The 22,919-nt window shown below is 62.4% G+C and carries 23 protein-coding genes; 17 read left to right on the top strand and 6 right to left on the bottom strand.

Going from position 1 to position 22,919, the window contains the following annotated elements:
* Window positions 1-10: 10 nt before the first annotated feature.
* Window positions 11-316 (top strand): transposase, encoded by a 306-nt coding sequence (locus tag F0311_RS15085; RefSeq protein WP_150462763.1) that lies wholly within the window; start codon window positions 11-13, stop codon window positions 314-316.
* Window positions 313-1,167, top strand: coding sequence for an IS3 family transposase (locus F0311_RS15080; RefSeq protein WP_150462762.1), 855 nt, complete (start codon window positions 313-315; stop codon window positions 1,165-1,167). The genes F0311_RS15085 and F0311_RS15080 overlap by 4 nt, the downstream gene beginning before the upstream one ends.
* Before the next feature lie 78 nt (window positions 1,168-1,245).
* Here F0311_RS15080 and F0311_RS15075 read toward each other — a convergent pair whose 3' ends face one another.
* Window positions 1,246-1,746, bottom strand: coding sequence for an Lrp/AsnC family transcriptional regulator (locus F0311_RS15075; RefSeq protein ID WP_150462761.1), 501 nt, complete (start codon window positions 1,744-1,746; stop codon window positions 1,246-1,248).
* 62 nt (window positions 1,747-1,808) lie between these two features.
* Between F0311_RS15075 and F0311_RS15070 the strand changes: the two genes are divergently transcribed.
* The 8 genes from F0311_RS15070 (at window position 1,809) to F0311_RS18175 (ending at window position 9,853) form a co-directional block, all read left to right on the top strand.
* A complete protein-coding gene (locus F0311_RS15070; protein ID WP_191089962.1) occupies window positions 1,809-3,062 on the top strand; it encodes an MFS transporter in 1,254 nt (417 codons plus the stop codon).
* A 246-nt stretch (window positions 3,063-3,308) separates the two neighbouring features.
* Window positions 3,309-3,572 (top strand): hypothetical protein, encoded by a 264-nt coding sequence (locus F0311_RS15065; RefSeq protein WP_150462759.1) that lies wholly within the window; start codon window positions 3,309-3,311, stop codon window positions 3,570-3,572.
* Between the two features lie 274 nt (window positions 3,573-3,846).
* A complete protein-coding gene (locus F0311_RS15060) occupies window positions 3,847-4,719 on the top strand; it encodes an ABC transporter ATP-binding protein (RefSeq protein WP_223881403.1) in 873 nt (290 codons plus the stop codon).
* On the top strand, window positions 4,716-5,369 hold the full coding sequence (locus tag F0311_RS15055; RefSeq protein ID WP_150462758.1) for an ABC-2 transporter permease: 654 nt from the start codon (window positions 4,716-4,718) through the stop codon (window positions 5,367-5,369). The genes F0311_RS15060 and F0311_RS15055 overlap by 4 nt, the downstream gene beginning before the upstream one ends.
* Window positions 5,370-5,385: 16 nt before the next feature.
* Window positions 5,386-5,751, top strand: coding sequence for a GntR family transcriptional regulator (locus F0311_RS15050; protein WP_150462757.1), 366 nt, complete (start codon window positions 5,386-5,388; stop codon window positions 5,749-5,751).
* Between the two features lie 270 nt (window positions 5,752-6,021).
* Window positions 6,022-8,640, top strand: a complete 2,619-nt coding sequence (locus F0311_RS15045; RefSeq protein ID WP_150462756.1) for an efflux RND transporter permease subunit — start codon at window positions 6,022-6,024, stop codon at window positions 8,638-8,640.
* A complete protein-coding gene (locus F0311_RS15040; protein WP_317982621.1) occupies window positions 8,637-9,083 on the top strand; it encodes a GntR family transcriptional regulator in 447 nt (148 codons plus the stop codon). Before F0311_RS15045 ends, F0311_RS15040 begins: the two co-directional genes overlap by 4 nt.
* A gap of 632 nt (window positions 9,084-9,715) precedes the next feature.
* Window positions 9,716-9,853 (top strand): hypothetical protein, encoded by a 138-nt coding sequence (locus F0311_RS18175; protein ID WP_191089961.1) that lies wholly within the window; start codon window positions 9,716-9,718, stop codon window positions 9,851-9,853.
* Window positions 9,854-9,943: 90 nt separating this feature from the next.
* Here F0311_RS18175 and F0311_RS15035 read toward each other — a convergent pair whose 3' ends face one another.
* Window positions 9,944-10,480 (bottom strand): DinB family protein, encoded by a 537-nt coding sequence (locus F0311_RS15035; RefSeq protein WP_150462755.1) that lies wholly within the window; start codon window positions 10,478-10,480, stop codon window positions 9,944-9,946.
* 101 nt (window positions 10,481-10,581) lie between these two features.
* Here F0311_RS15035 and F0311_RS15030 point away from each other — a divergent pair, with 101 nt between their 5' ends.
* Entirely contained in the window at window positions 10,582-11,526 is a 945-nt protein-coding gene (locus F0311_RS15030) for a helix-turn-helix transcriptional regulator (RefSeq protein WP_150462754.1), read from the top strand.
* 47 nt (window positions 11,527-11,573) lie between these two features.
* Here F0311_RS15030 and F0311_RS15025 read toward each other — a convergent pair whose 3' ends face one another.
* Window positions 11,574-12,263 (bottom strand): helix-turn-helix domain-containing protein, encoded by a 690-nt coding sequence (locus tag F0311_RS15025; RefSeq protein WP_150462753.1) that lies wholly within the window; start codon window positions 12,261-12,263, stop codon window positions 11,574-11,576.
* A 752-nt stretch (window positions 12,264-13,015) separates the two neighbouring features.
* On the bottom strand, window positions 13,016-13,576 hold the full coding sequence (locus F0311_RS15015; protein WP_223881402.1) for a GNAT family N-acetyltransferase: 561 nt from the start codon (window positions 13,574-13,576) through the stop codon (window positions 13,016-13,018).
* A gap of 313 nt (window positions 13,577-13,889) precedes the next feature.
* Between F0311_RS15015 and F0311_RS15010 the strand changes: the two genes are divergently transcribed.
* Together F0311_RS15010 and F0311_RS15005 are read left to right on the top strand one after the other, a co-directional pair.
* Window positions 13,890-14,633 (top strand): ABC transporter ATP-binding protein, encoded by a 744-nt coding sequence (locus tag F0311_RS15010; protein ID WP_223881401.1) that lies wholly within the window; start codon window positions 13,890-13,892, stop codon window positions 14,631-14,633.
* Window positions 14,630-15,382, top strand: coding sequence for an ABC transporter permease (locus F0311_RS15005; RefSeq protein WP_150462751.1), 753 nt, complete (start codon window positions 14,630-14,632; stop codon window positions 15,380-15,382). Before F0311_RS15010 ends, F0311_RS15005 begins: the two co-directional genes overlap by 4 nt.
* A 152-nt stretch (window positions 15,383-15,534) precedes the next feature.
* Here the strand turns inward: F0311_RS15005 and F0311_RS15000 are convergent, their stop codons facing one another.
* The gene (locus tag F0311_RS15000) at window positions 15,535-16,245 is read right to left on the bottom strand and encodes a restriction endonuclease (protein ID WP_191089960.1); all 711 of its coding nucleotides are present in this window, start codon (window positions 16,243-16,245) and stop codon (window positions 15,535-15,537) included.
* A 418-nt stretch (window positions 16,246-16,663) separates the two neighbouring features.
* On the opposite strand from F0311_RS15000, the gene F0311_RS14995 reads away from it, so the two are divergent.
* A complete protein-coding gene (locus F0311_RS14995; protein ID WP_150462749.1) occupies window positions 16,664-18,988 on the top strand; it encodes a thioredoxin domain-containing protein in 2,325 nt (774 codons plus the stop codon).
* 105 nt (window positions 18,989-19,093) lie between these two features.
* Here F0311_RS14995 and trhA read toward each other — a convergent pair whose 3' ends face one another.
* Window positions 19,094-19,840: a PAQR family membrane homeostasis protein TrhA gene (trhA, locus tag F0311_RS14990; protein WP_150462748.1), complete on the bottom strand. Its 747-nt coding sequence runs from the start codon at window positions 19,838-19,840 to the stop codon at window positions 19,094-19,096.
* Window positions 19,841-19,925: 85 nt separating this feature from the next.
* Here trhA and uppS point away from each other — a divergent pair, with 85 nt between their 5' ends.
* The 3 genes from uppS to F0311_RS14980 all read left to right on the top strand — a co-directional run bounded on the left by uppS (window position 19,926) and on the right by F0311_RS14980 (window position 22,821).
* The gene (gene uppS, locus F0311_RS14985) at window positions 19,926-20,771 is read left to right on the top strand and encodes a polyprenyl diphosphate synthase (protein WP_396897454.1); all 846 of its coding nucleotides are present in this window, start codon (window positions 19,926-19,928) and stop codon (window positions 20,769-20,771) included.
* Window positions 20,772-21,191: 420 nt separating this feature from the next.
* Window positions 21,192-21,440, top strand: coding sequence for a hypothetical protein (locus F0311_RS18580; protein WP_223881400.1), 249 nt, complete (start codon window positions 21,192-21,194; stop codon window positions 21,438-21,440).
* Window positions 21,441-21,468: 28 nt separating this feature from the next.
* Entirely contained in the window at window positions 21,469-22,821 is a 1,353-nt protein-coding gene (locus F0311_RS14980) for a PhoH family protein (protein WP_223881411.1), read from the top strand.
* Window positions 22,822-22,919 lie beyond the last annotated feature (98 nt).

Below are 22,919 nucleotides of genomic sequence, written 5' to 3'. Positions count from 1 at the left end.
GGAGTGCCATATGGGACGAAGAGGATATCCAGCCGAGTTCCGACGTAGAGTTCTGGACCTGCTCAACGCTGGGCGCAGCGTTGCGAGCATCGCTCATGACTTGGGGGTCAGTGACCAAACCATCTACGCCTGGCGCCGCCAGGACAGAATCGACCGAGGCCTGATCGTAGGGCTGAGTACTGCGGAGAAAGCTGAGCTGCGTGCGGCGAAGAAACGGATCGCCGAGCTAGAGGTCCAGCTTGCTGTGACAACAAAGGCGGTGGAGGCGCTCAAGGCCGACGCCGACCCAAAAGGCGGCATGCGGCGGTCGAGATGATCGCTGCCCAGGGGCTACCGGTCCAGGTCGCGTGCCGAGTCCTGTCGGTGGCGGAGTCCGGTTACTATGCTCAACGCCATCGGGCGCCCTCCCAACGGCAGATCCGACACGCGTGGCTGACCGAGGTCATCACCGAGGTCCATGCGGCTTCTCACGGCCGATACGGCATCCGACGTGTCCATGCCGAACTCACCTTGGGTAAAGGCATCAGCGTTGATCATCTGCAGGTGGGCCTGTTGATGCAGCGCGCCGGACTGAAAGGCCTGACGGGACGGCGCAGGTGGAAACGGATCCTTCCCGACCAGATCTCTACAGACCTGGTGAAACGCAATTTCCCCCGCCAGGAACCAAACCGGCTATGGGTTACCGATCTCACCGAACATCGCACTCGCGAAGACAAGGTCTTCTGCTGCGTGGTGCTAGATACCTTCTCTCGCCGGGTGGTGGGATGGTCCATCGACTCCTCACCTACTGCTGCCCTGGCGACCAACGCGTTAGGGATGGCTATCGACACACGTTTAGGGGCGAACGCTGAACCAGGAACAGTAATCCATTCTGACCAAGGTGTTCAGTTTGGTTCCTGGGCCTTCACCACACGGGCCAAAGCTGCCGGGCGACTCCCCTCAATGGGATCGGTCGGGGACTGCTATGACCACTCCATGATCGAGGCGTTCTGGTCCCGGATGCAGGTTGAACTTCTCGATACCCTGATCTGGAACACCCGAATCGAACTCGCCAACGCCATCTTCGAATACCTCGAAATCTGGCACAACCGCAAACGTCGCCATGGCCGGCTGGGGTGGGTCACCCCAGTAGAAGACGAACGCCATCGCATCATCACCGCGGCATGAGAACCCAAGAAATCCCGACACCACCAAACCCGGAACACACCAAACTCTCCACAAAACCCAGAACGGTTCAGAAGAGTGCTATTCCGCGGCTGCGGGAAGAACGGGTCTGGGTAGTACGGGCGAGGAGACGATCAGGGAACTGGTCGTCTGTCCGTAGAGGAGAAATCGGTCGAGCACGCCTTCCAGGTCTTCGATCCGGGGTACGTGCACCTTGAGCAGGAAGCAGTCCTCGCCGGAGATGCGGTGGCACTCGCTGACTTGTGGGACCGCCTCCGCGAGTTTGGCGATCTTGGGCAGTTGTCCTGGGCCGGGACGAACCCTGACCCATGCGGCGACGGGCAGTCCGATGGCAGCGGGGTCGATGTCGAGGTGGTAGCCGCGGATCACGCCAACCTCTTCGAGTCGCTTCACGCGTTCCCGCACCGCAGGTGTCGACATGGCGACCTTGCGCGCCAGCGCCGAAGTGCTGAGTCGCGGTTCGTCTGCCAAGACGCTGAGGATTCGACAGTTAACCTCGTCGAGAGACGTGGATCCGTTCTGTAGCCGAAAAGAGCTTTTGGTCTTCGAGTCATCAACCATTATGGCTTCACTACCTTCACATGTACATGTTGATCGGCGTTCTTATGTTCGATGATATATGCATGGGAACGAAACCTGGTGAAGTAGTGGACTCACATGGCCGACCGGACGCTTTGCGTCCCGGCGTGGGGGCAGCGGCTGTCGTCGCCGTGTTGCTGTCGGCCCTGGGTATCTCGACCAGCTTCGGCATGCTGCTCCTGCTGCCGTTGTACGTACAAGACCTCGGCGGCAGCGTGGCCAGCTTCGGTCTCGTACTGTCAGCGGCGGTGATCCCCGCAGTCCTGAGTCTGATCGTCCTTAGCAGCCATCCAGAGGCGTTACGCCCGCAGTGGGTGCTGGTGCTGGCGATCACCGTGTTCGGTGCCGGCGCTGCCGCGACCTCAACCGTGACTGGCGGTTGGGAACCCCTGGCCGTCGTGGGTCTCCTGCTGGGCACGGCCTGGGCGGTGGTCTACACCGTGATGCCGATGGTGATGAACGAGATGGTCACCGATTCCGGGCGGGTGACCTACTTCGGGTATCTGACAGGCACTCAGCAGCTGGGTATCGGCGCCGGCCCGGTGCTGGCCGGGTGGATGTCCCACACCTCGCTTGGCTTCCGCGGAACATTCATCGTCGCGGGCCTGGTCTGCGCGGCTGCCGCGGTCTCCACCGTGGTCGCAGCAGCGCTGACGCCTGACCGTCGTAGAGCCACTTCGCCCGACCGAGGCGGCGAACGACAACTGAGCCTACTGCGCACGAGTGCCACGTTGGTCAGGCCCCCCGTCGGGCCGTGGTTGCTGGTGATCGCACTGTTCGCCTGCTTGTTCACGACCATGACCCAGTTCCAGACCACCTTCGCCAACACCCAGGGTCTCGACTACTCACTCTTCTACGTCGCCTACACCATCGCCGTCATCGCGGTCCGGTTCCTTGTCGCACCTTGGGTCAGGCGGTTCGACCAGGTCCGCGTGATCGCCATCTCGATCACCGTCATGCTGATCGCGGTCGCATCCTTCCTGGTCGTCGGATCCAACCCTCTCGCATACGCGACCGCCTCCGCAGCCATGGGGCTGGGATACGGACTGGCCCTACCCGCCACCCAGGCGCACGTTGTCGCGGTTTCCACGGACTCGGTTGCACCCCAGGTGCTTCCGATCGCTGGCCTTGTCTTCCAGACCGCGATTCTCGCCTCTCCCCTCGCCGTGGGGTGGATCATCGTGCAGTTCGGGTACTGGCTGCTGTTCACCGTCCTGATCGCATTCGCGATCGTCCAAGCCCTCATCTCGTGGCGCCAGGTGATCTCACAGGGCAGGCATCTGGCTCAAGGGGCCTAGGAGAATCCCGGCTTGTTGCTCGCATCGAAGAGCGGTCGTTATCGACGCTCTCACGGTACATCGACAAGCAGGGCCGTGGTTCCGCTGGTGCGTCGCCAACCCTTCCTGCATCTGACACGACGCTGACGCTGGAGTGTGTCAATGAGCGTCCGTCACATGGCGCGATCGACTGAGAGGTCAGTCGAGACGTTCTCACCGATCCGGTCCACAGACTTACCGACGACCAGCAGCTCGCCACCCTCGAGAATGGAGGTTGTATCACTGCGAGCGCTGACGGCACTCCGCACCTTGGTCGGTATTGAAGTTGTGGTTGCGATGACGACCTATTTTCTGGTCGGCAAGGCGTTCAGAACCTTCACCTGCTCATTCAACGATAGAAACGTGACTACCGTCGCTCGCACCTCGAACCCGGAACTTGCCGCCTCGACGGTGGAGTCCTTCAATTCCGACCGGTCGCAGCGCTGGACGTTGCGCATGCGGTGGCGACTCGTTTTGTCTCAGACTGGCTGACTGGACCAATGGGCTCATGAAGTTCAGGCACCGCTCGTAAAGTGTGGTTGTTGCTTCTGAGATCCGCCCACGTGATGCCCAGCGTGAGGGCTCCAGGTGCCGGCACGGGAAGTTATGTGACACGTCGGCCGGTGGGCCTGTACTCGGTCATCGTGACGGTCGGCGGAACGGCTCTCAAGGCGACCGACGGTATCTCTGCAGCCGCTGAACGATGGCTGCGGTCGGCTACCGGGTTGACGCGACTTCAAGGACTGTGTTTACTTGACATACACAGTTGCTCTCGGAGGTATTTATGCTCGTTGTAGATGGCCTGGTCAAGGCATATCCGTCATTTTCGCTGCAGGATGTCTCGTTCGAGGTGCCAGCAGGTTTCATCACGGGGTTCATCGGAGCCAACGGTGCCGGTAAAACGACAACTCTAAAGTCCATTATGAACATCGTGCGCCCCGATGCCGGATCCGTCACGTTTGAGGGCCGTGACCTGCATGAGCACCAAGCCCAGGCTAAGCAGCGGATCGGCTTCCTGCTCGGCCCCGTCGATTTTTACCCCAAGTTTCCGGTCCGCACTGTCATGGACGTCTACCGACGCTTCTACGAGCACTGGGACGACGAGGCGTTCGCCGGCTATCTGGACCGGTTCAGGATCGATGATCGTAAGAAGATCAGTGAGCTGTCTACCGGGATGCGGGTGAAACTGGGAGTGGCCATGGCGCTGTCCCATGATGCGCAACTGTTGCTGTTGGATGAGCCCACCAGCGGGCTGGACCCGGTGGCCCGGGACGAGCTGCTGGACCTGATCCAGGAAGTGGTTGAAGACGGTGAGCGGGCTGTCCTTTTTTCTACGCACATCACCAGCGACCTGGACAAGTGTGCTGACTACATCGTCTTTATTCGCGACGGCGAGATCATCGCCCGTGACACCAAAGATGACCTGATTGCGAATCACATCGTCGTGAAAGGGAGTCACGCAGACCTTACCGACGAGTTGCAGCGACGGCTGATCAGTTATAAGCGACATGCCTATGGGTTCACTGGTCTGGCGCGAACCGCGGATTTGGCTGGCCACAGTGGTGCGGGATCCTGGCAGACCGAAGCGCCAGATTTGGAGTCGCTGATGCTGTACTACGACCTGGAAGAAGCCCGATGAGTACTATCACCTTGTTGCGCAAAGAGGTTCGGCTGTTCCTTCCGCCAACCTACCTGCTTACCGCGGCTCTGACACTGTTCAACCTCATTCCGCACTACCCGATGATCATCGGAGCCTCCTACTTCATCCTGGCTCTGTTCATCGCATTCTCTGAGGCGAACGCGAACAAAGACCACGAGTTCACTATCGCTTTGCCGGTTTCCCGTAACCGTGTGGTGCTCGCCAAGCACCTCAGCGTCGCGGCCCTCGAGCTGGTCCAGTTCGCTGCCTTGGCCATCGTGGCGGTCTTTGCCGCGCTGATTACCCCTGACGGCAACGTCATTGGCATGGATGGCAACTACGCCTTCTTCGGGCTAGTGCTTGTCTCAGCCGGGCTGTTTAACGTGATCTTCTTGCCAGGGTATTTCAGTACTGGGTACAAGACCGGCCGGTCCGGAGTGCTCGCGGCAATCACCTTCTTTGTCTCTTATGGAATATTCGAGCTGCTCATCAATGTCATCCCAGGGGCAAGTGATGTCCTTGACACGCTCGATCCAGCCGACGCTGGCCTGCAGCTGGTCGTCCTAGCCATTGGTGCAGTTGCCTACCTCGTGCTTACCGCGACCTCATATCGGCTCTCGGTGGGCCGGTTCGACCGCGTGAACCTGTAAAGGGCAGGATTGTTCCGTGGACATCGTTATAGCTGAGCGAAGCGACACCCCGATCTATGAGCAGATTCATGTCCAGCTCGCCGCGCAGATCCTCAATGGTCGCCTGGAACCCAGCTCGATGCTGCCTTCCATCCGAACCGTCGCCCGAGAGCTCGGCATTAGCGTCATCACCATCAAGAAGGCCTGGGAACTGCTGGAGGCCGACGATCTCATCTACACCAGGCCTGGCAAAGGGGCATTCGTCTCTCCTCACCCCAGGGACGGATTGACAGCCAAGCGCCACACCTTCGCCGTCGAACGCTTTCGCCACGATGCCCGTTTCTACCGCGACTTGGCCATCACCCGCGATGAGCTGATCGACATCGTGAAACAAGAGTACTGATACCCACCTGGGACAAAGACAGCATTCCTTGGGGCCAGTCAGCACCAGATCGCTACCGGGATCCGCATTGCCTGCTCGCCACTTGGGAATGGGAATCGGAAGATAACCCCGGCTGAAATACCTCGTTTATCACTCACAGTTGACAGCTCCAGATTCAACTGTGCATACTGAGCATGCACAGTAAATCCACCACAATTCTTGCGTCACTTCGCACCGGCGCCCTGAGGCGCCGCCGATCCTCAGCAACTAACCACGGAGAGGAATAACAGCATGACAACCCCGGGACACCTCGGCAGGACCGAGGACAAGACCGGACTCTCCGGTCGGCGGTCGCGACGTGGCGTTGCCGTTTCCACGACGATGCTCCTGATCGCCTTGGTGCTCACCGCCTTGTTCGCCGCCCTTTCCGGCGAAGCCCAGTCCGCGACCGGCAACGAGGGACTCGCGCCGGACAACCCTGAGGTGCTGGCAAGCGAGACGATCGCGAAGCGGTTCGACGAGTCTGGCGAAGCTGTTCTCCAGGTGCTGGTTGACGGGGATGACGTAATCGGTGCCGACGGGCTCACCGCCGCTGAGAGCATCATGGACTCCATCGAGGCGGCTCTGCCTGCCGAGGTGGAACTCTCCGCTACCGCAGAGCGGCCCGCTATTGTGCACTGGTTGTCTGCGGTCCAGGTCGCACTGGCTGAGCAGGAGATCGACCCGCACCAGGCCGATGACGCCACCGTAAGCCAAATCTTCTCCGAGGCTCTCGAGTCGATGCCAGCCGAACAGGCGGACTTCACTACGAGTCTGCTGCCCAGTGATGCCTCGCTCGGTTCCTCGCCACAGGCGGATAGCGGACTACTGCTCGTGTTCCTTCAACTCGACCAAGCAGTGCCTGAGAACCTTACTGATGCCGAGCAGGAGGAGGCAAAACTGGCAATAGACACCCAGGTCGCAGAGGCCGTGGATGGGACGGAGCTGCCGGAAGGCTACACGGCTGAGACATTCAGTGTTGCGTTGCTGGTCGGCGACCCAAGCCAGGTCGAAACCGAGCTCGTCCAGTTGTTCGGGGCCGCGTTTCTGGTCATCTTTGTCCTGCTCGGGTTCGTGTATTGGGTCAAACCAGGTATGGGAAGCCGGATCGTGCCGGGAATCCGGCGCACCATCGCCGATGTGCTGCTCACGCTGGTGACCGTGGTGATGGCGATCATCTGGATGAATGGCATCGGGGTGCTGCTCGGACCCGGCTACCTCGACTGGATCGGGCCGATGAACGATGTCAGCATGATCGTGCCAGTGCTATTGATCGCTCTCGGCATCGATTACGCGATCCACCTCACTAGTCGCTACCGCGAGGAGTTGGCGGCCGGACGCAGCGTCGGCGATGCGCTCGTCCGCGCGGTGCGCACCGTAGGCGTTGCTCTTGTGCTGGCGACTGTCACCACCGCTGTGGGGTTCCTGACGGGCGTGTTCAACCCTGTGCCAGCGCTGGTCGACTTTGGTGTCCTGGCCGCGGTCGGCATCGTCTCATCGTTCTTACTGATGATGACGTTCGTGCCTGCGACGCGGTACCTGATCGACCGTCGCGCGGAGCCGCGCGGGACACTGCCACGGCAAGCATTCGGCCGTGGCAGGGAGAGGCTGCTGCCGGGAATCATGGCTCGAGTCGCGGGCCTGGCGGCGCGAGCGCCGGTACTGACCCTGCTTGTCACGCTCGGGCTGGGTGGCTCGATCGGTGTGTGGGGCCAGAATCAGCTCGAGGTTCGTTTCAGCGTGACCGACTTCGTGCAGGACGATACCCCTGCGATGGCTGTGTATAACCAGCTAACCGACCGGTTCGACCGCGTTGATGAGACGACCGACGTGCTGATCACCGGTGATGTGGCAACACCGGAGGTCCACAATGCACTGGTCAGTACCTTGGACGAACTCTCCGAGGTTCCCGATGTCCAAACCTTCGGGGGTACTGCTCAGGCGGACTCGCCAGTGGGGCTGCTGACAACACTGCTCACCTCTGCCGACCAAGACTCCCCACCGGAGGCTCTGGTTGAAGCCGCCGAGGCCGCGGGGCTCGGGGAGGATCTCACCGTCGATCCCGGTGCGAACGTTGCCGAGCTCTACGACACGCTGCTTATTGTCGCGCCTGACGAGGCAGAACGCGTACTTGCACGTAACGATGCCGGCTCCTTCGAGATGATCCGCATGTCAATTCAGACCAGTGCCGGGGAGTCTGGTGTCGGGGAGCTGCGGGAGAACCTCGATGAAGCGTTGGCGCCGCTTGTCTCGACAGGCGTTGAGGTCGTAGCCACCAGCGAGCGGATCATCGACGATGAGATTGTTACAGCACTGACCGAGTCACAAATCATCACGTTGTTAATGGCCGTGGGTGCGGTTTTGGTGCTGTTGGTTGTGACCTACGGGTTCCGGAATCGTCGGCCGATGCTGGGTGTCATCACGGTGCTGCCGGTCGGATTGGTAGTGCTGTGGACTTTCGCGGCCATGGGGGCCACCGGCATCCCCTTGGGGCCAGTCACGGCCACAATCACCGGACTCGCAATCGGTGCCGGGGTACCCTACACCATCCACGTAACAAACCGTTTCCAGGAAGACCGATTGCGTCACGCCAGCACCGCCGACGCAATCCGCTCAACCATGCGACACACAGGAGGTGCCCTGGCCGGGGCAGCGATCACCAATTGCGCGGCCTTCGGCATACTCACTACCTCCACATTCACGCCCTTCCACCAGCTCGGACTGGTGACCATCTACGCAGTCGGCTTCGCCCTACTTGCCGCAACGGTAGTGCTCCCAAGCTTGCTGACCCTGTGGGACAAGTGGCACCGGCGTAACAACCCCGCGGTGGTCACCACGTCCGAAGTGCCTGTCAGGAGGTACACCAGATGAGTCAAGAAATGTCGGGTTCACCCGAAGAGCCTCCCACCGGCGAGGTGCCACCACGGGAAACCAAGCACCTGAACGAGGAACCTCCGCTCTTCGTCGAGGTCGCAGACCAGCTTCAGGAAAGCATGCTTGACGGGTGGCTATCTGAGGGAGGGCGTGTTCCTTCTAGCCCGCAGCTCGGGTCGTACTTCAAGGTCAGCCCAGCGACCGCAGCAAAAGGTATCGACCGACTGGTAGAGCGAGGTCTCCTGGTGAAACGCCGAGGTCTTGGAACGTTCGTAGCCGCTGGTGCCCGAGAAGCCATCCTTACTGAGCGGTGCCGGAACTTCGTAGCGAACTACCTCACTCCCATGCTTGACGAAGCTCGCCTTCTGGGACTGTCCACCACCGAGACCTTAATCGACATTCTCAGGTCCCAGTTAACGAGCGAAGATTGGCGAGGATAACCGGGGCCGGCCCACTGTGAAGCATCGGTACCGATTTCAGCGAGGCGTCAGATCGTCGTAGCTGCTGGTTCAAGGCCGGTATAGGCCTGTAGCATCTGGCCGTCTTGGCTCAGCTCGAACAATACGCCTGGTAAGGGTCATTGGGAAGGCGATTCTGGTAGTCATGGGGTAGCCGGCTTCTTCAGTCTTATCGGCTAGGTACGGTACACGAACTCCGGGTCCTGTCGGTGGGCATCTATCAGGGCATTGAGCCCGCGCGTCTCTTCCCACTCGACATCGGTAATGGGGTTAGACAAGCCACCAGTAGTAAGGCTGGCGGGCCTCTCCTCCCTAGGATGGGTGGCGATCGCTCCCTTGCTCCAGACTGGGAACGTGGCATGAGAGGCCCACACCGTGACCCGAAGCCACTTACCGGAGATCGTGACTGGCCCGCTAGCCGGCCGCGGTGGCGCAGCGCTGGACGCAACGGTTCACGAAGGTGTCACCCTGATCCAGTACCGCCGCTACGGAGCACCAAGTGTGAGCCGCGACGGGTGTCCGCGGTCGGGCTGGGGGCCTTGGGGGAGGAGATCGGGTTTCGCGGTGTCCTGCTGCGCTCGTCGACGCGATGGGTTTCGCATCCGTGAGCTGCCGTGATCACTGGCGCGTTGTTCGGATTCTGGGACGTCCGGTACTACGGGCTGCCACCGCTTCAGGTCGCCGCCTTCGTCGTCGGAGCGATCGCGCTCACCTTGACCATGGTCGCGGTGATGGTGGGTACCTTCAGGTAACAGATGGCTGTGTGGACCATCATCGGCACCGTGGTCGTGATTCCATTCGCAGCGTGGGGCATTTACCGTCGGGCTCGATCGACATAGCGGTCACCCCATCGACTTGGCTCCGTCAAGGGATTCGCGAATGATGTCGCCGTGGCCGGCGTGCTGCGCGGTCTCGGCGATGATGTGCTGGAAAACCCGACGGACCGACCACGCCTGCTCGATGTTCCACGGCGCCTCCGGCAGCTTGTGCACGACGTCCAGGGACGGCAGCGTGCGCACCAACTCGTCGGTTCCGGCGGCCACCTTGTCGTAGGCGGCCATCACACCGTCGAGGGTCTCGCCGGGCTGCATCTGGAACTCCTTCTCCCGTTCGGCAAAGTCGTCCTCGGTCCATTCCGAGAAGCCCTTCTCCATCGATGCGGCACCGGCCACGATGAACTCCGCCCAACCCTTCTCGGCTCCCGTGACGTGCTTGATCAGCCCGCCGAGGGTCAGGGTGCTCACGGTCGTGCGTTCCGAGGCCTGCTCGGTGGTGAGATCACGTGCGGTAAACCGCAGGAAGCCTCGCGCGTGAGCCAGGCTCGACAGCAGATCGGCCCGCTCTTGGTCCATGGTCACATGGTCACCGGTGCTTGACATGAGTGGTTCCTCTATCGTTCGTGGTCAGGTACCCACACGCTATCGACTATTAGTGACAGTTATTGTCACTAATCGCGAAGAATCTGCGCGACAATCAATTCATGGCAAGCACAAGCTCTCGAACCCTGCGGCTGTTGTCCCTTCTGCAGAACCACCGGTTCTGGATCGGTACCGAACTCGCTGACCGGCTGGACGTCTCACTGAGGACACTGCGTCGTGACATCGACCGGTTGAGGGACCTTGGCTATCCGGTACGGTCTGACCGCGGCGTCGGCGGCGGCTATCAGCTCGCCCCGGGCGCGTCACTGCCGCCGCTGGTGCTCGACGACGACGAGGCGGTCGCGCTCGCGGTCGGCCTACTGAGCTCGGCCCACACCTCGATCACCGACATCGCTGAGACCTCGGTACGCGCACTGGCCAAGGTCATTCAGGTGATGCCACAGCGGCTGCGGCGTCGGGTCGAGGCCCTTCGCGCAGTGACCGTCTCTGCCGACACCCCGTGGGCGGCTCAAGGGACCGACTCCGAACAGCTGGTGACGGTCGCTCAAGCGTGCCGAGACGACGAACGCGTCACCTTCGACTACACCGCCGCCGACGGCGAGCGGACGAGCCGCCGAGTGGAGCCTCACCAGCTCGTCTCTCTGGGCCGACGTTGGTACCTGGTCGGTTACGACCTGGACCGCTGCGACTGGCGCAGTTTCCGGTTCGACAGGATGACGCGAGTCGACAGCACCCGCGACCGGTTCCGGAGACGAGACCTACCCGGTGGCGACGCGGCCGAGTTCGTCGAGGCGGGAATCCGTGGCCGCCACGCCGTCAAGGTCGTAGCCGAACTGGCCGCGCCCGCCGAGCGGGTCCGCCGAGCCGTCGGCCGCTGGGTCGAGGTGACCGGCGTCGAGGCCGATCGGTGCCGGGTCGAGATTGACGCCGACTCCATGGACTGGGCGGTGATCGCGGTCGGGATGTCAGGCGAACCCGTCATCAGCGCTTCGCCTCCCGAGTACGCCGACCGGTTGCGGGACTGGGCGAACCGATTGGAGGTGTGAAGCGCTTGGATTTTGCTGGCGGCGTGCTTGTCGCCGGGGTCGGCGGTTCAGTAAGGAAGGTTGGTGGCTGTCACCGCGGCGGGGGTGAAGAGTATGACCCAGTGGTCGCTCTCGGGATCGTGCAGCATCTGGCTGTCGAAGGCGAGCAAACCTTGAGTCGGATGGTTGATGTGCTTCATTGCGGAGCTCCATGTTCCGATTTCTCCTCGCTCCCAGTGGCGGCTGAACTCGGAGCTGCTCCTCAACAGCTCACGGAACAAGGAACGAAGGAGTTCGTCCTCCGGGTAGAGACTGAGTGCTTTGCGGAGTTCGGCGGTGGCCACTCGGGCCAATTGCTCCGCTCCTTCGTTCCCGAGCACTATGCGGAGTCCTGCCGACGTGAAGGCCTGGTAGACGATGTTGTGGCCATAGGGCCCGTCGTTGAAGATGGGCCCAAACAGATCCGTCGCGGCAGAGTTGAAGGCCAGCATGTCGAGCCGGCCGTCGTGGATGGTGACCGGCACGGTGTCGTCCAGGCTGTCGAGCAGCTGTTGGAGCCCCGGTCGGATTTCTGCGGCGGGTGCTCGGGGCTGCGGAGGTCGCTCGTCGGCGAGCCGGAACAGGTGATCCCGCTCGGCGTTCGAGAGTCGGAATGCCCGCGCCAGTGCGGTGAGTATCTCCCGCGAGGGGCGGGACGCGCGTCCTTGTTCGAGGCGGGTGTAGTACTCGACCGAGATGCCCGCGATCGCGGCAAGCAACGGACCTGCATGCGCCGACCGGACGGATGGGTGGGAAGTCTGTGTCGTTCGAGACGGTCATCTGCCACCAATTATTGACCGGCACCAGGTGTGACATGGCCTCGGCCGTGGAATCAGCCCGTGCGGATCACCTTGTGCTGGGCGGCCTGGGTCAGCGGGCGCACCACGATCTGATCCACGATGATGGTCGCGTACTCGTGGCGGGGCGGTGGCTCACCCACCGTGTGTGACGGTTTCAATGCGGGTGCTCAGTGCGGGCGATGGTGTGCGGTATCTGATGCGCACGGTCGCCGCCGGTGATGGCGATCGCAGCCTGTCCACACCGCTGGCGAGGTACTACGCAGAAGAAGGAACGCCACCGAGTGGCTTGTTGGGAGTGGGAGATGCGCGAGATCCTATGGGGTAAGTGGAGTTCGTCTTCTGGTGAAACAGCAGGTCAAAGGGCATATCGGTGAGAGAAAATGTGGGTGGAATTGTGGCGAGTACCGCATGTCGCGTTTTGCACTCTAGTGGATCGCAGCTTTGGGGCAGTGCGGCACATATCTTCACCTGCTGGGGGAGCAGGGTCGTCTTTCGGATGGCCAGAATGTATTCGGACCCAAGGGTGTTTGATCACGTGACGGGCCCGGTCTGCTCATCGTCGAGAAGCGAGTTCTTGCGAGGTCAGGCGTCCCATATATTTCTAGGCCGCGATGGGTAGTGGGTGCGGGACGGGGAAGCCACGCCTGGCCGTTGTTGATGAGGTCCGCGGTTCATACTCCGAACGCGGCAGGGTATTGGATTTCACCACGTGGGGTTTCACGGGTGGTATCCAATACGAGAGCTAGGAATGAATCGTCTGGCACATCGAAGGGGGCGGTGACTCCGAACTGTGAGGCGGGGGAGAAGCCGAAGCGGGGGTAGTAATCAGCGTGTCCAAGGACCACGATGAGGTTCTCTTCGCGTTCTCTTGCAGCGTTGAGGCCTGCTCTGATTGCTGCGCTACCTACGCCTTGATGTTGATACTCAGGATGGACTGCGCATGGGGCCAACGCCAGGGCTGGTTCTTGGCCGACACTGCAGCGAGTGAGTAGAGCGTGGCCAATTGGGGTGCCGCTGCTGTCGAGGGTGACAATCGAGAGCCCATCAATCCATGCTTCGGGGTCAGCGCGAAGTGCCTCAACGAGATTGGCTTCTTCATCACTGGGGAATGCCGCCAGGTTGATCGCGCGAATATCCGCGATGTCTTCAGGGCGCTCAGCCCGAGTCCTCCACGGAGTCAATCCAGATGACCACCCTCCAGTAACGCGGCGATTCTGCTCGTACAAGATCAAGACGCAAGCTTAGCTGTGGAGGCTGATCCTTGAGTACGCTCATGAGCCACATGATTCCAAGCCGGTGACAGCGACCCTATAGTGAGGGCGTGTCGTTTAAGTGCGGCCCCTGTTGCGTCTACACAGGGCGCTACCTGAATTCTCACCCGGGTCGTCAAGCTCGTAGAAGCCGGTGGGTTGTCGAAGCTCACTTCTAGAGAAGCCCCTGGGCAGACGCACAAACGGTGAGAGAAAATGTAAGTGGAATTGCGGCGAAGACGACCCTGCTCAACTGCCTGGAGGGGCTTGACCGTCCGAGCGCGGGCGGGTCGAGGTGCTCGGCCTTGATCCGATCAGGGAGCAGCGCTCGCTAGCCCAGCGAGTGGGAGTCCAGTTGCAGAGCGCCGCACTCCCGCCCCGACTCACCGTTCAGGACGCCATGGAGCTCTACTCCGCCCTTTATGAGCGCCCGCGTTCGTGGCGCGAGCTGCTCACCAACCTCGACATCGGGGACAAGGCCGGAGCGCGGGTCGACCGGCTGTCCGGAGGCGAGCGGCAGCGGGTCTTCGTCGCACTTGCCTTGATCAACCGCCCCGAGCTGGCTTTCCTTGATGAGCTCACCACCGCCCTCGACCCACAGTCACGTCGCAACATGTGGGACACCGTGGAACATGTTCGGGATGAGGGTGCCACTGTGGTCCTCACCACCCACTACATGGAGGAAGCTGAGCGGCTCTGTGATCGAGTTGCCATCCTCGACCACGGTCGTCTCGTGGCCTTGGACACCGTGCCCGCACTGATCCGAGACCATGCCGGTGACACCACCGCCCGGCTTACGCTCTCCACGGCACCCAATCAAGAACTCGATCTTTCCGGCGTTGCCGGTGTAACTGGAGCCCATATCGAAGGACATGAGCTGACCCTTCACGGCGCGGCGGACAGCCTGCAGGCCGTCCTCGCTGCGCTCTCGGCACGCGGCCTCACCGTCACGAGCATGACCGCGACCAGCCCTGGACTGGAAGACGTCTTCCTCGCTCTCACCGGCCGTCACATCACCACGGAGGAGCATACTGCGTGAACGCCTACCGAGGCCTCGTCACTGCCCTTTGGCGCTCTCAGCGCCGCGACCCTGTAGGGCTGTTCTTCTCCTTCGCTTTCGCTCCTGTCCTCGTCCTCGCCCTTGGGACAATCTTCGGCAATGCCCCTCGCCCGGAGTTCGAGGGGCAGGGGTTCCTCGACGCAACTCTGCCTGCATTCGCTTCCCTTGTTCTCGCGATGACCGGAGTGCTCCAGGTGCCAGTGGCGATGCTCACCTTGCGTGACTCCGGAGCCCTGCAACGGCTGAGCCTGACGCCCTTGCGCCGATCGACCTTCATGGCAGCTAGCCTCACAGTCCACTTCCTTGTGGGCATCACAGGGATGCTCGCTGCCCTGGCCATCGGGATCGGAGTCTTCGGGGTATCCATGCCAAGCAACGTTGGCGGCGTCCTCGCCGTGTGCGTTATCGGACTCAGCACCTTCCTCGCAGTGGGCTGCGCCCTTGCCGCTGTCTATCCCTCAACCTCGGCCGCAACGGGCATGGGGAACGTCCTCATGATTCTGCTCATGCTCACATCTGGGGCATTCACACCCTTGGCAGTACTGCCAGAGGGCATTCAGCGGATCATCCAATACTCGCCGGTTCGCTGGTTCGTGGAAGCGGCTCAACACGCCTGGGTTGGGGATCCGTTCGGCGACGTGGTCATGCCGTTGCTCTTCCTCGGCGTCGTCCTCATTGTGGCCGCACTCGTAGGTCGGTGGCGCTTTCGGTGGTACCCAGCGCGATGAGACGTCACCCAAACGCCGCGCTGACACAGGAATACAGGCATGTGTCATGTCTCAGGAGATCTCGGACACTCGGGTACCAACACATCTCGGACACAACGGGCTCGTTTGGTTTACGCGCATGACCACAGGTGAGTGTGTTTACGGGACGTCGGCTACCGGTTCGTAACGCCGACTGACACGAACTCGTCAGCAAGGTCCTGTGGGTTCCAGGAAGTGCACTCATAGAGACGACGTCCATCATGTACGAACGGCGACATAGTCGCAAAGCGAATTCCGACCAGATCAGCGAGACCGATCATGGCCCGCAAGGCGGGCTGTTCTAGACCTCGCACACAGGATGGGTCGTCATCCGTAAGAGCAAACTTTTGATAGCGCAATGCTTCAGGCTTTGACCAAAAGAGTGGTACGGCTCCGTCTTGTTCCATCCGACCGGTGTGCGAACCCTTATCCAACGGGATGATTAGCCACGAGCCGGTTGGCTCTCGATCTTGGGCTGGCATGATTGTCCAGAATGGCTGGCCGATCGCTGATTCGTTCGGGAGCATTACCGGCTGCAGCCAAGATGTGACGGCGTTGCCGAAGGTCGGCAGCGATGTACCGTCAAAGTACTTGACGCCGTGTTCCTCGAGATAAGTTTTGGCTCCTTGCTGGAAGCCGTTCTGCGATACGAAGACGCCGATCGTGCTTGGCATATCGGTGATTTTTCCGTGAAACGCGATGACCTCATCGCGGGTGACCGGGCGCTGGTGATCTTTACACTCAATCGCAACGCGATGCTGGATGTCTGCGATCTCGAACTCGAAGAACACATCGATCTCGTACTTGTTTCCACGCTTGTCCGGCACCTTCGCGCGGTTCGTCACTCGAAGATTCTGAGCATGACGTACGAGCAGCGATTGGTATATATAGGTCACGTAGCTTTCGAGGTACTCGCCAGGCCGGGCGTCTCGACCTTTCGCCCTCCGAGTCCAGCGTGCAAAGTGTCGTCGCATATTGTCCATCGCTCGTCATCGTATCCGCTGATGCTGGCAGTTGATGTGCCAGATGTCGGTGTTATCAGCCTGGAAAAGTCCGGAATATCGCCAGGATCCGGTACAGAAACTTCTTAAAAGGGCGATTTGGGGCCGGACGAGTGATTCCCAAGGGCGGGAGCGGGGGCGGGCGACTCAAGGTCGGGTGGCGGGCACTCCGGAGTCGGAGGTGGCGCTCAGGGTGGGTGCCTGTGCCGAGGCTGGAGCACGGGGTTGAGACGGCTGCCGCGCAGTGCCGTACGGTGGAGATATGGGCAATCGTCTCAGCAGCGCGCAGTCGGCCTACCTGCGCCAGCACGCCGAGAACCCGGTGGACTGGCGGCCCTGGGAGAGTTCTGCCTTCGCGGAGGCGGCGGACCGCGATGTGCCGGTGTTCGTCTCGATCGGCTACGCGGCCTGTCACTGGTGCCATGTGATGGCGCATGAGAGCTTCGAGGATCCCGACGCCGCAGCCCTCCTCAACGACTGGTTTGTCAGCATCAAGGTGGACCGGGAAGAGCACCCGGAAGTCGATGACGCCTATATGGCCGCCACCCAGGCACTCACCGGGCAGGGCGGCTGGCCGATGAGCGTGTTCACCCTCCCCGACGGCCGGGTCTTTCACGCCGGGACCTACTTCCCCCCGCATCGCTTAGGCCAGATCCCCTCCTTCACTGAGGTATTGCACGCAGTGCACGAGGCCTGGGTCCAGCGGCGGAGCCAGGTAGCGGAGCAGGCGGCCAAGATTGCCGAAGCACTGGGGGACCAACGACGCCGCCAGGGCCAGTTGGCCACCGCAGTGCAGCCAGACAACAACAACCTCCAGCCATCAGTGCTGGACAGGGCGAGCTACGCAGCGCTCGCTCAGCAGGTGCTCGAGCAGTTGATAGGACAGGAAGACACTGTGCACGGCGGGTTCGGGGCCGCGCCCAAGTTCCCGCCCTCTCCGCTGCTGGACTGGCTGCTGGAGGAAGGTGCCTGGGGCTTGCGGGGCGGTCAGGCTGGGCAGGAGGGTGCTGGTCAGGAGGTTGCAGAGCGCGCCGGCGGGCTGTCCGTGCACACCATGGAGGCGATGGCCCGTTCCGCACTGTTCGACCAGGTGGAGGGTGGGTTCGCCCGCTACACGGTGGACCGGGCCTGGCAGCTGCCGCACTTCGAGAAGATGCTCTACGACAACGGCCAGCTGCTCGGTGCCTACGCACGACTGTCGGTGCATCCGGCAGCTGAGGCCGAGACACAGGAGACCGCCCGGCGGGCGGCTCGGATGACCATCGACTGGCTGCAGCGCCGGATGCTCACCAGCCAAGGGCTGCTTGCCTCATCCTTGGATGCCGACACTATCGGGACCGACGGCAGACGGGAAGAGGGCGCCACCTATCTGTTCAGCGATGAGCAGCTGATCCAGGCGGGACGGGACGCTGGACTGGATGAGAGGCAGACCCAGCGGCTTGCCGAACTCAATCATGGGCTGTCTGCCGATGAGCACGCACTGCGCTCCGGGGTACCGCTGAACATTACGGCACAGACGCCCCGGACCATTCACTTCGACGAGCCGTTGAGCGGAACAGACCTTGAGCTCTGGGAGCAGGCGCTGTCCCAGCTGCGAGGGGCGCGCGCGGACCGGCCCCAGCCTGCGCGGGATGACAAAGTGGTGGCCGCTTGGAACGCCCAAGCTGTGCGATCTCTCGCAGAAGCCGCCGCACTGTGGAATGAACCTGAGCTGCTGAAGCTGGCCGAAACCATCGCAGAACGGCTCTGGGAGCTTCACGCAGAAGTCCATCACAGCGATCCGCCCCGCACTGCCGAGGGTCGACTGGATGAGCTGCGCGCCGGATGGGTCAGTGCGCAGAGTGAAGCCGGGGTTTCCGCAAAGATCTTCCGCACCTCTTATGATGCTGCGCGCGGCACCGGGCTCGGCACCCTTGCTGATCACGCACACACCGCCGGCATGTGCTTCGCACTGGTGAGCGCCGGGGCACACGGTCCCACCTGGCAGGACCGGGGAATCAGTGTGCTGAGATTCGTGCTCAACGAGTTCATCACGGCCAGCCGTGCGGACGCGTCGCTGCGCGTACTGGACTCCCTGGATCAGGATGGCCTGCTGTCTGCTCTGCAGGGCGGAGCCGCCGATGCCACACCGGTGGACGGCCCCGAGCCCAGCAGTATCGCAGCGCTGGCGCAGGCGCTCCAGCAGGCGGAGGCGCTGGGGCTGATCACCGCACTGCCCTGGGTGAAACCGGACCCGCACCCAGAGAAGGAGGACGCCTGGCTTCCGCTGCAGCCGGCCGACCTGCTGCACCACCTCACCCTCATCGGCCCCCAAGCCCCCATCGCCGTGGGCGGATCGCTGCTGGCTGCGCGCCGGGCAGCACTGGGTTCGCCAGCGTTCCGGATCCTCAGCGGCAGAGCAGAGGACATAGCTGAGGTGCGGCGAGCGGGCACTCTGCTGGGAATCCCGGTGGAGCCTTTGGGGGACGGCGTCGTACCCTCTCCGGAGCAGCAGCTGCAGGTGAGCATCTGTCTCAACAGCATCTCCGGGGGGATGTGCCTGGCCCCGCAGCCCACTGCTGAGGAAGCGCTGGTCCAGCTCAGCTGAAGGACAGCACGCCAAATACTCTCCACGCCCGGCCCCCAGAAACGCGAGGCGGTTCAGCGGGATCCTGCCGGGCGATTGGGTCCTTACCCGCGATCACGGTCGGAGTCAGTAGGACAGTATCCCGAACATGATCGCGATGTAATGGGTGATGAAACCGACCAGGGTGCAGGCGTGGAAGAGCTCGTGGAAGCCGAACCAGTGCAGCGAGATGTTCGGCCGCTTCAGGGCGTAGAACACCGCACCGGTGATGTAGGCGGCTCCACCGACGCAGATCAGCACTGCTGCGGGGATGCTGACCGCGAAGAACTCATCGATGAACCACACCGCAGAAAGCCCCAGCACAATGTAAATAGGGGTGTAGAGCCACCGCGGAGCCGAGGTCCAGAACACCCGGAACGCCACCCCCAGCAGCGCCCCGGTCCACACCCCGGTGAGCAGGATGGTCCGAGAGGGGTCCTCCAGCAGCGCCAGGGTCAGCGGAGTGTAGGTTCCGGCGATGATCAGCATGATGTTGGTATGGTCCAGCCGCTTGAGCACCAGGGCAGTCTTCGGCGACCAGCGGCCCAGGTGGTAGGTGGCCGAGACCGTGAAGAGCAGCAGACCGGTCATCGCGTAGACCGCCGAGGCGATCCGCAGCCCAGCAGTGGGGGAGAGGGCGATCACCACGATCCCGGCAGCCAGCGCCAGCGGCACCATCCCCGCGTGCAGCCAGCCGCGCATGCGGGGCTTGAGCGGCACATCAGTATCGAAAAGTTGGCCAGCTGAGGCGGTGCGGGTCTGCTCGACTCGGACTTCAGAGGAAGGTTCGGCAGGTGAGAGGGCATCCTGTGGGGAGTGTGGGGGATTTCCCATTGGACCAGTTTACAACTCTAGGTGACTGGCAAGTAACTTGGATGGTTGGGTGGCGTCATGATGTTCATCCCCTACAGTGGAGCCTGTGACTGCACGGGGACCTCTCAAGCGTTCGCTGCTCGGGCTGACCGATGTGGCCTATGCGGTCTATGAGCGGCGGCTGCGTACTGAGCTCAAGCCCGAGCGCATCCCGGAGCACATCGGTGTGATGGTGGACGGCAACCGCCGCTGGGCCAAGCTGGCCGGCACGCCGACCGCAGACGGGCACCGGGCCGGGGCGGACAAGATCGTGGAGTTCATCGGTTGGTGTGCGGAGCTGGGCATCCCTACAATCACCCTCTACATGCTCTCCACTGACAATATGAACCGCTCTGAGGCCGAGTTGGACCAGCTCATGGAGATCATCGGCGACACCCTGGACCGGCTCGCTGAGTCCCGCCCCGGCGGCAGACCGGTGCGGGTGAACCCGGTGGGTCAGCCGGAGCTGCTGCCCGAGCCGCTGGCCACCAAGCTCTGGGACGTCACCACCGCCACCGGGATCATCCCGCGGGTGAGGCCCGACGGTGAGCCGGCGGGGGAGGCTCCTTGCGTGCATGTCAACGTGGCGGTGGGTTACGGCGGAAGGCAGGAGATCGTGGATGCTGTCAAAGACCTGCTTCGTGACGCGGCCAAGCAGGGCAAAGCTCTGGCCGAGGTCGCCGAGGAACTTAGCACGGCACAGATCAGTGACTGGCTCTACACCCGGGGCCAGCCGGACCCCGACCTGATCATCCGCACCTCCGGGGAGCAGCGGCTCTCTGGGTTCCTGATGTGGCAGTCGGCATACTCGGAGTTCTACTTCGCCGAGGCGCTATGGCCTGACTTCCGGCGAGTGGACTTCCTTAGAGCACTCCGTGACTACGCGAACCGTCAGAGACGGTTCGGAAGTTGAGGTGCTCCCGATGGTGGGTGCACGTCCGGCTCGCTCCCCGCCGTGGCCCGCATCAACGTCAGACGTCGGCACGGGTCCCTGAGGCCGGGTCCGCCTCGGCCGCGTTGCCGCGGCCTTCACGCCGCCGCCCGCCAGTGCCGCTTTGGGCAGTGAGTCGTCACCGCGGCGTCGTTAACTGTTATTTACCTAGATGTCACAGTAAGTTCCGTGTTTTGTCCGGGCTGACCGCTTCTGCGGGTCTACATTGGGGATTGTCAGAACACTGACCGGAAGGCCCACAGCTTGACGCCACATGGCAGAGGGGGCCGGTTCGGTCCCTGGCCAGGCAGCTGGCAGAGGGTCGACCGACCACCCACCGAGAACCGTTGCGGGGATGCATCAGGTCCTGCAGCTGCGGAATGGGGTGTCCGATTGAACCGAGTGGAGACTGAAGCCTGCTTCGAGTCTTCCGAGGTGATTGAGGACTGCGAGAACCGCTGGTTCTCGCCAGACGACGTCGATGACCTCGACATCGAGCTCGCGCTTGGGGAAGAGAGCGAGCCCGAAGATGAGGAAGATTACGACGACGCCGCCCACCTCTGCTCAGCTGCGGGGCCTTTTCTCTTCCCGTCACGGCGAAACCCTGTTTGGAGATACTGTGGCCTCCTTGAACACCACTGCACCCGCTGAGGACCTCGACACCGCCGTTGCCGCCGAGTTGGCGCAGAGGTCTTATGTCCTCGACACCTCGGTCCTGCTCTCCGACCCCAAAGCGGTGCTGCGCTTCGCCGAGCATCAGGTGATCATCCCGATCGTGGTGATCTCCGAGCTGGAGAAGAAGCGCCATGACTCCGAGCTGGGCTACTACGCCCGCTCCGCCCTGCGGCTGTTGGACGAACTGCGTGTGAACCACGGTGCGCTGAACCAGCCGATCCCGCTCAACGACCAGGGTGGGCATCTGTTGGTGGAGCTCAACCACATCAACGAACAGGTCCTTCCTGCCGGGTTCCGGCACGGGGACAACGACTCCCGGATCCTGGCGGTGGCTAAGTCCTTCGCCGATGAGGGCCGGGAGATCACGGTGGTCTCCAAGGATCTGCCGATGCGAGTGAAGGCCTCCGCCATGGGTTTGTCTGCTGATGAGTACCGCAATGAGTGGGTCACCGACTCCGGCTGGACCGGGGTTGCGGAGATCACCGCCAGTGAGGAGCAGGTGGGCGAACTCTACGACGGTGAGCGGATCGAGCTCGACGCCGCCGATGACCGACACGCCGGGGACCCGGGGACATCTCTGATGTCTCCGGGAAGCGTGGCAGGGCTGCCCACCAACACCGGGCTGGTCATCTCCTCCGGGCATGGCTCAGCATTGGGCCGGGTCAAGATTGACGCCACCTCTAAGAAGTATGTGCAGGTGGTGCGCGGGGATCGCGAGGTGTTCGGGCTGCACGGCAGGTCTGCTGAGCAGCGCCTGGCCATCGATATGCTCATGGACCGCGAGATCGGGATTGTCTCGATGGGTGGTCGGGCCGGGACCGGTAAGTCCGCGTTGGCTCTGTGCGCAGGGCTGGAGGCGGTGCTGGAGCGCCGCGAGCATAAGAAGATCATCGTCTTTCGTCCGCTCTACGCGGTGGGTGGCCAGGAGCTGGGCTACCTGCCCGGCACTGAGGCGGAGAAGATGAACCCCTGGGGGCAGGCGGTCTACGACACCCTCGGCGCCCTGGTGAGCGAGAACGTGCTGGAGGAGATCATGGCCCGTGGTCTGCTGGAGGTGCTGCCGCTGACCCATATCCGCGGCCGCTCCCTGCACGATGCCTGGGTGGTGGTGGACGAGGCCCAGTCCCTGGAGAAGAACGTGCTGCTGACCGTGATGTCCCGGATGGGCCAGAACTCCAAGATCGTCCTCACCCACGATGTGGCCCAGCGCGACAACCTGCGTGTGGGCCGGCATGACGGGGTGGCCGCGGTGGTGGAGATCCTCAAGGACAACCCGCTCTTCGGGCACATCACCCTGACCCGCTCCGAGCGCTCCCGGATCGCGGCACTGGTCACGGAGCTGCTGGAGGAGGGCTGAGCTGGCGGCAGAGTCGCGCTGACAAAGGAAGGGACGGACGCCTGCTGAATTGACCGGCCGGCGTCCCCCTGTATGCACGGTATGCCGTTCCGGTTTTC

The sequence above is a fragment of the Nesterenkonia ebinurensis genome (genome assembly GCF_008711175.1).
Classification (GTDB): Bacteria; Actinomycetota; Actinomycetes; order Actinomycetales; family Micrococcaceae; genus Nesterenkonia; species Nesterenkonia ebinurensis.
This window is presented reverse-complemented; position numbering and strand designations above follow the sequence as displayed.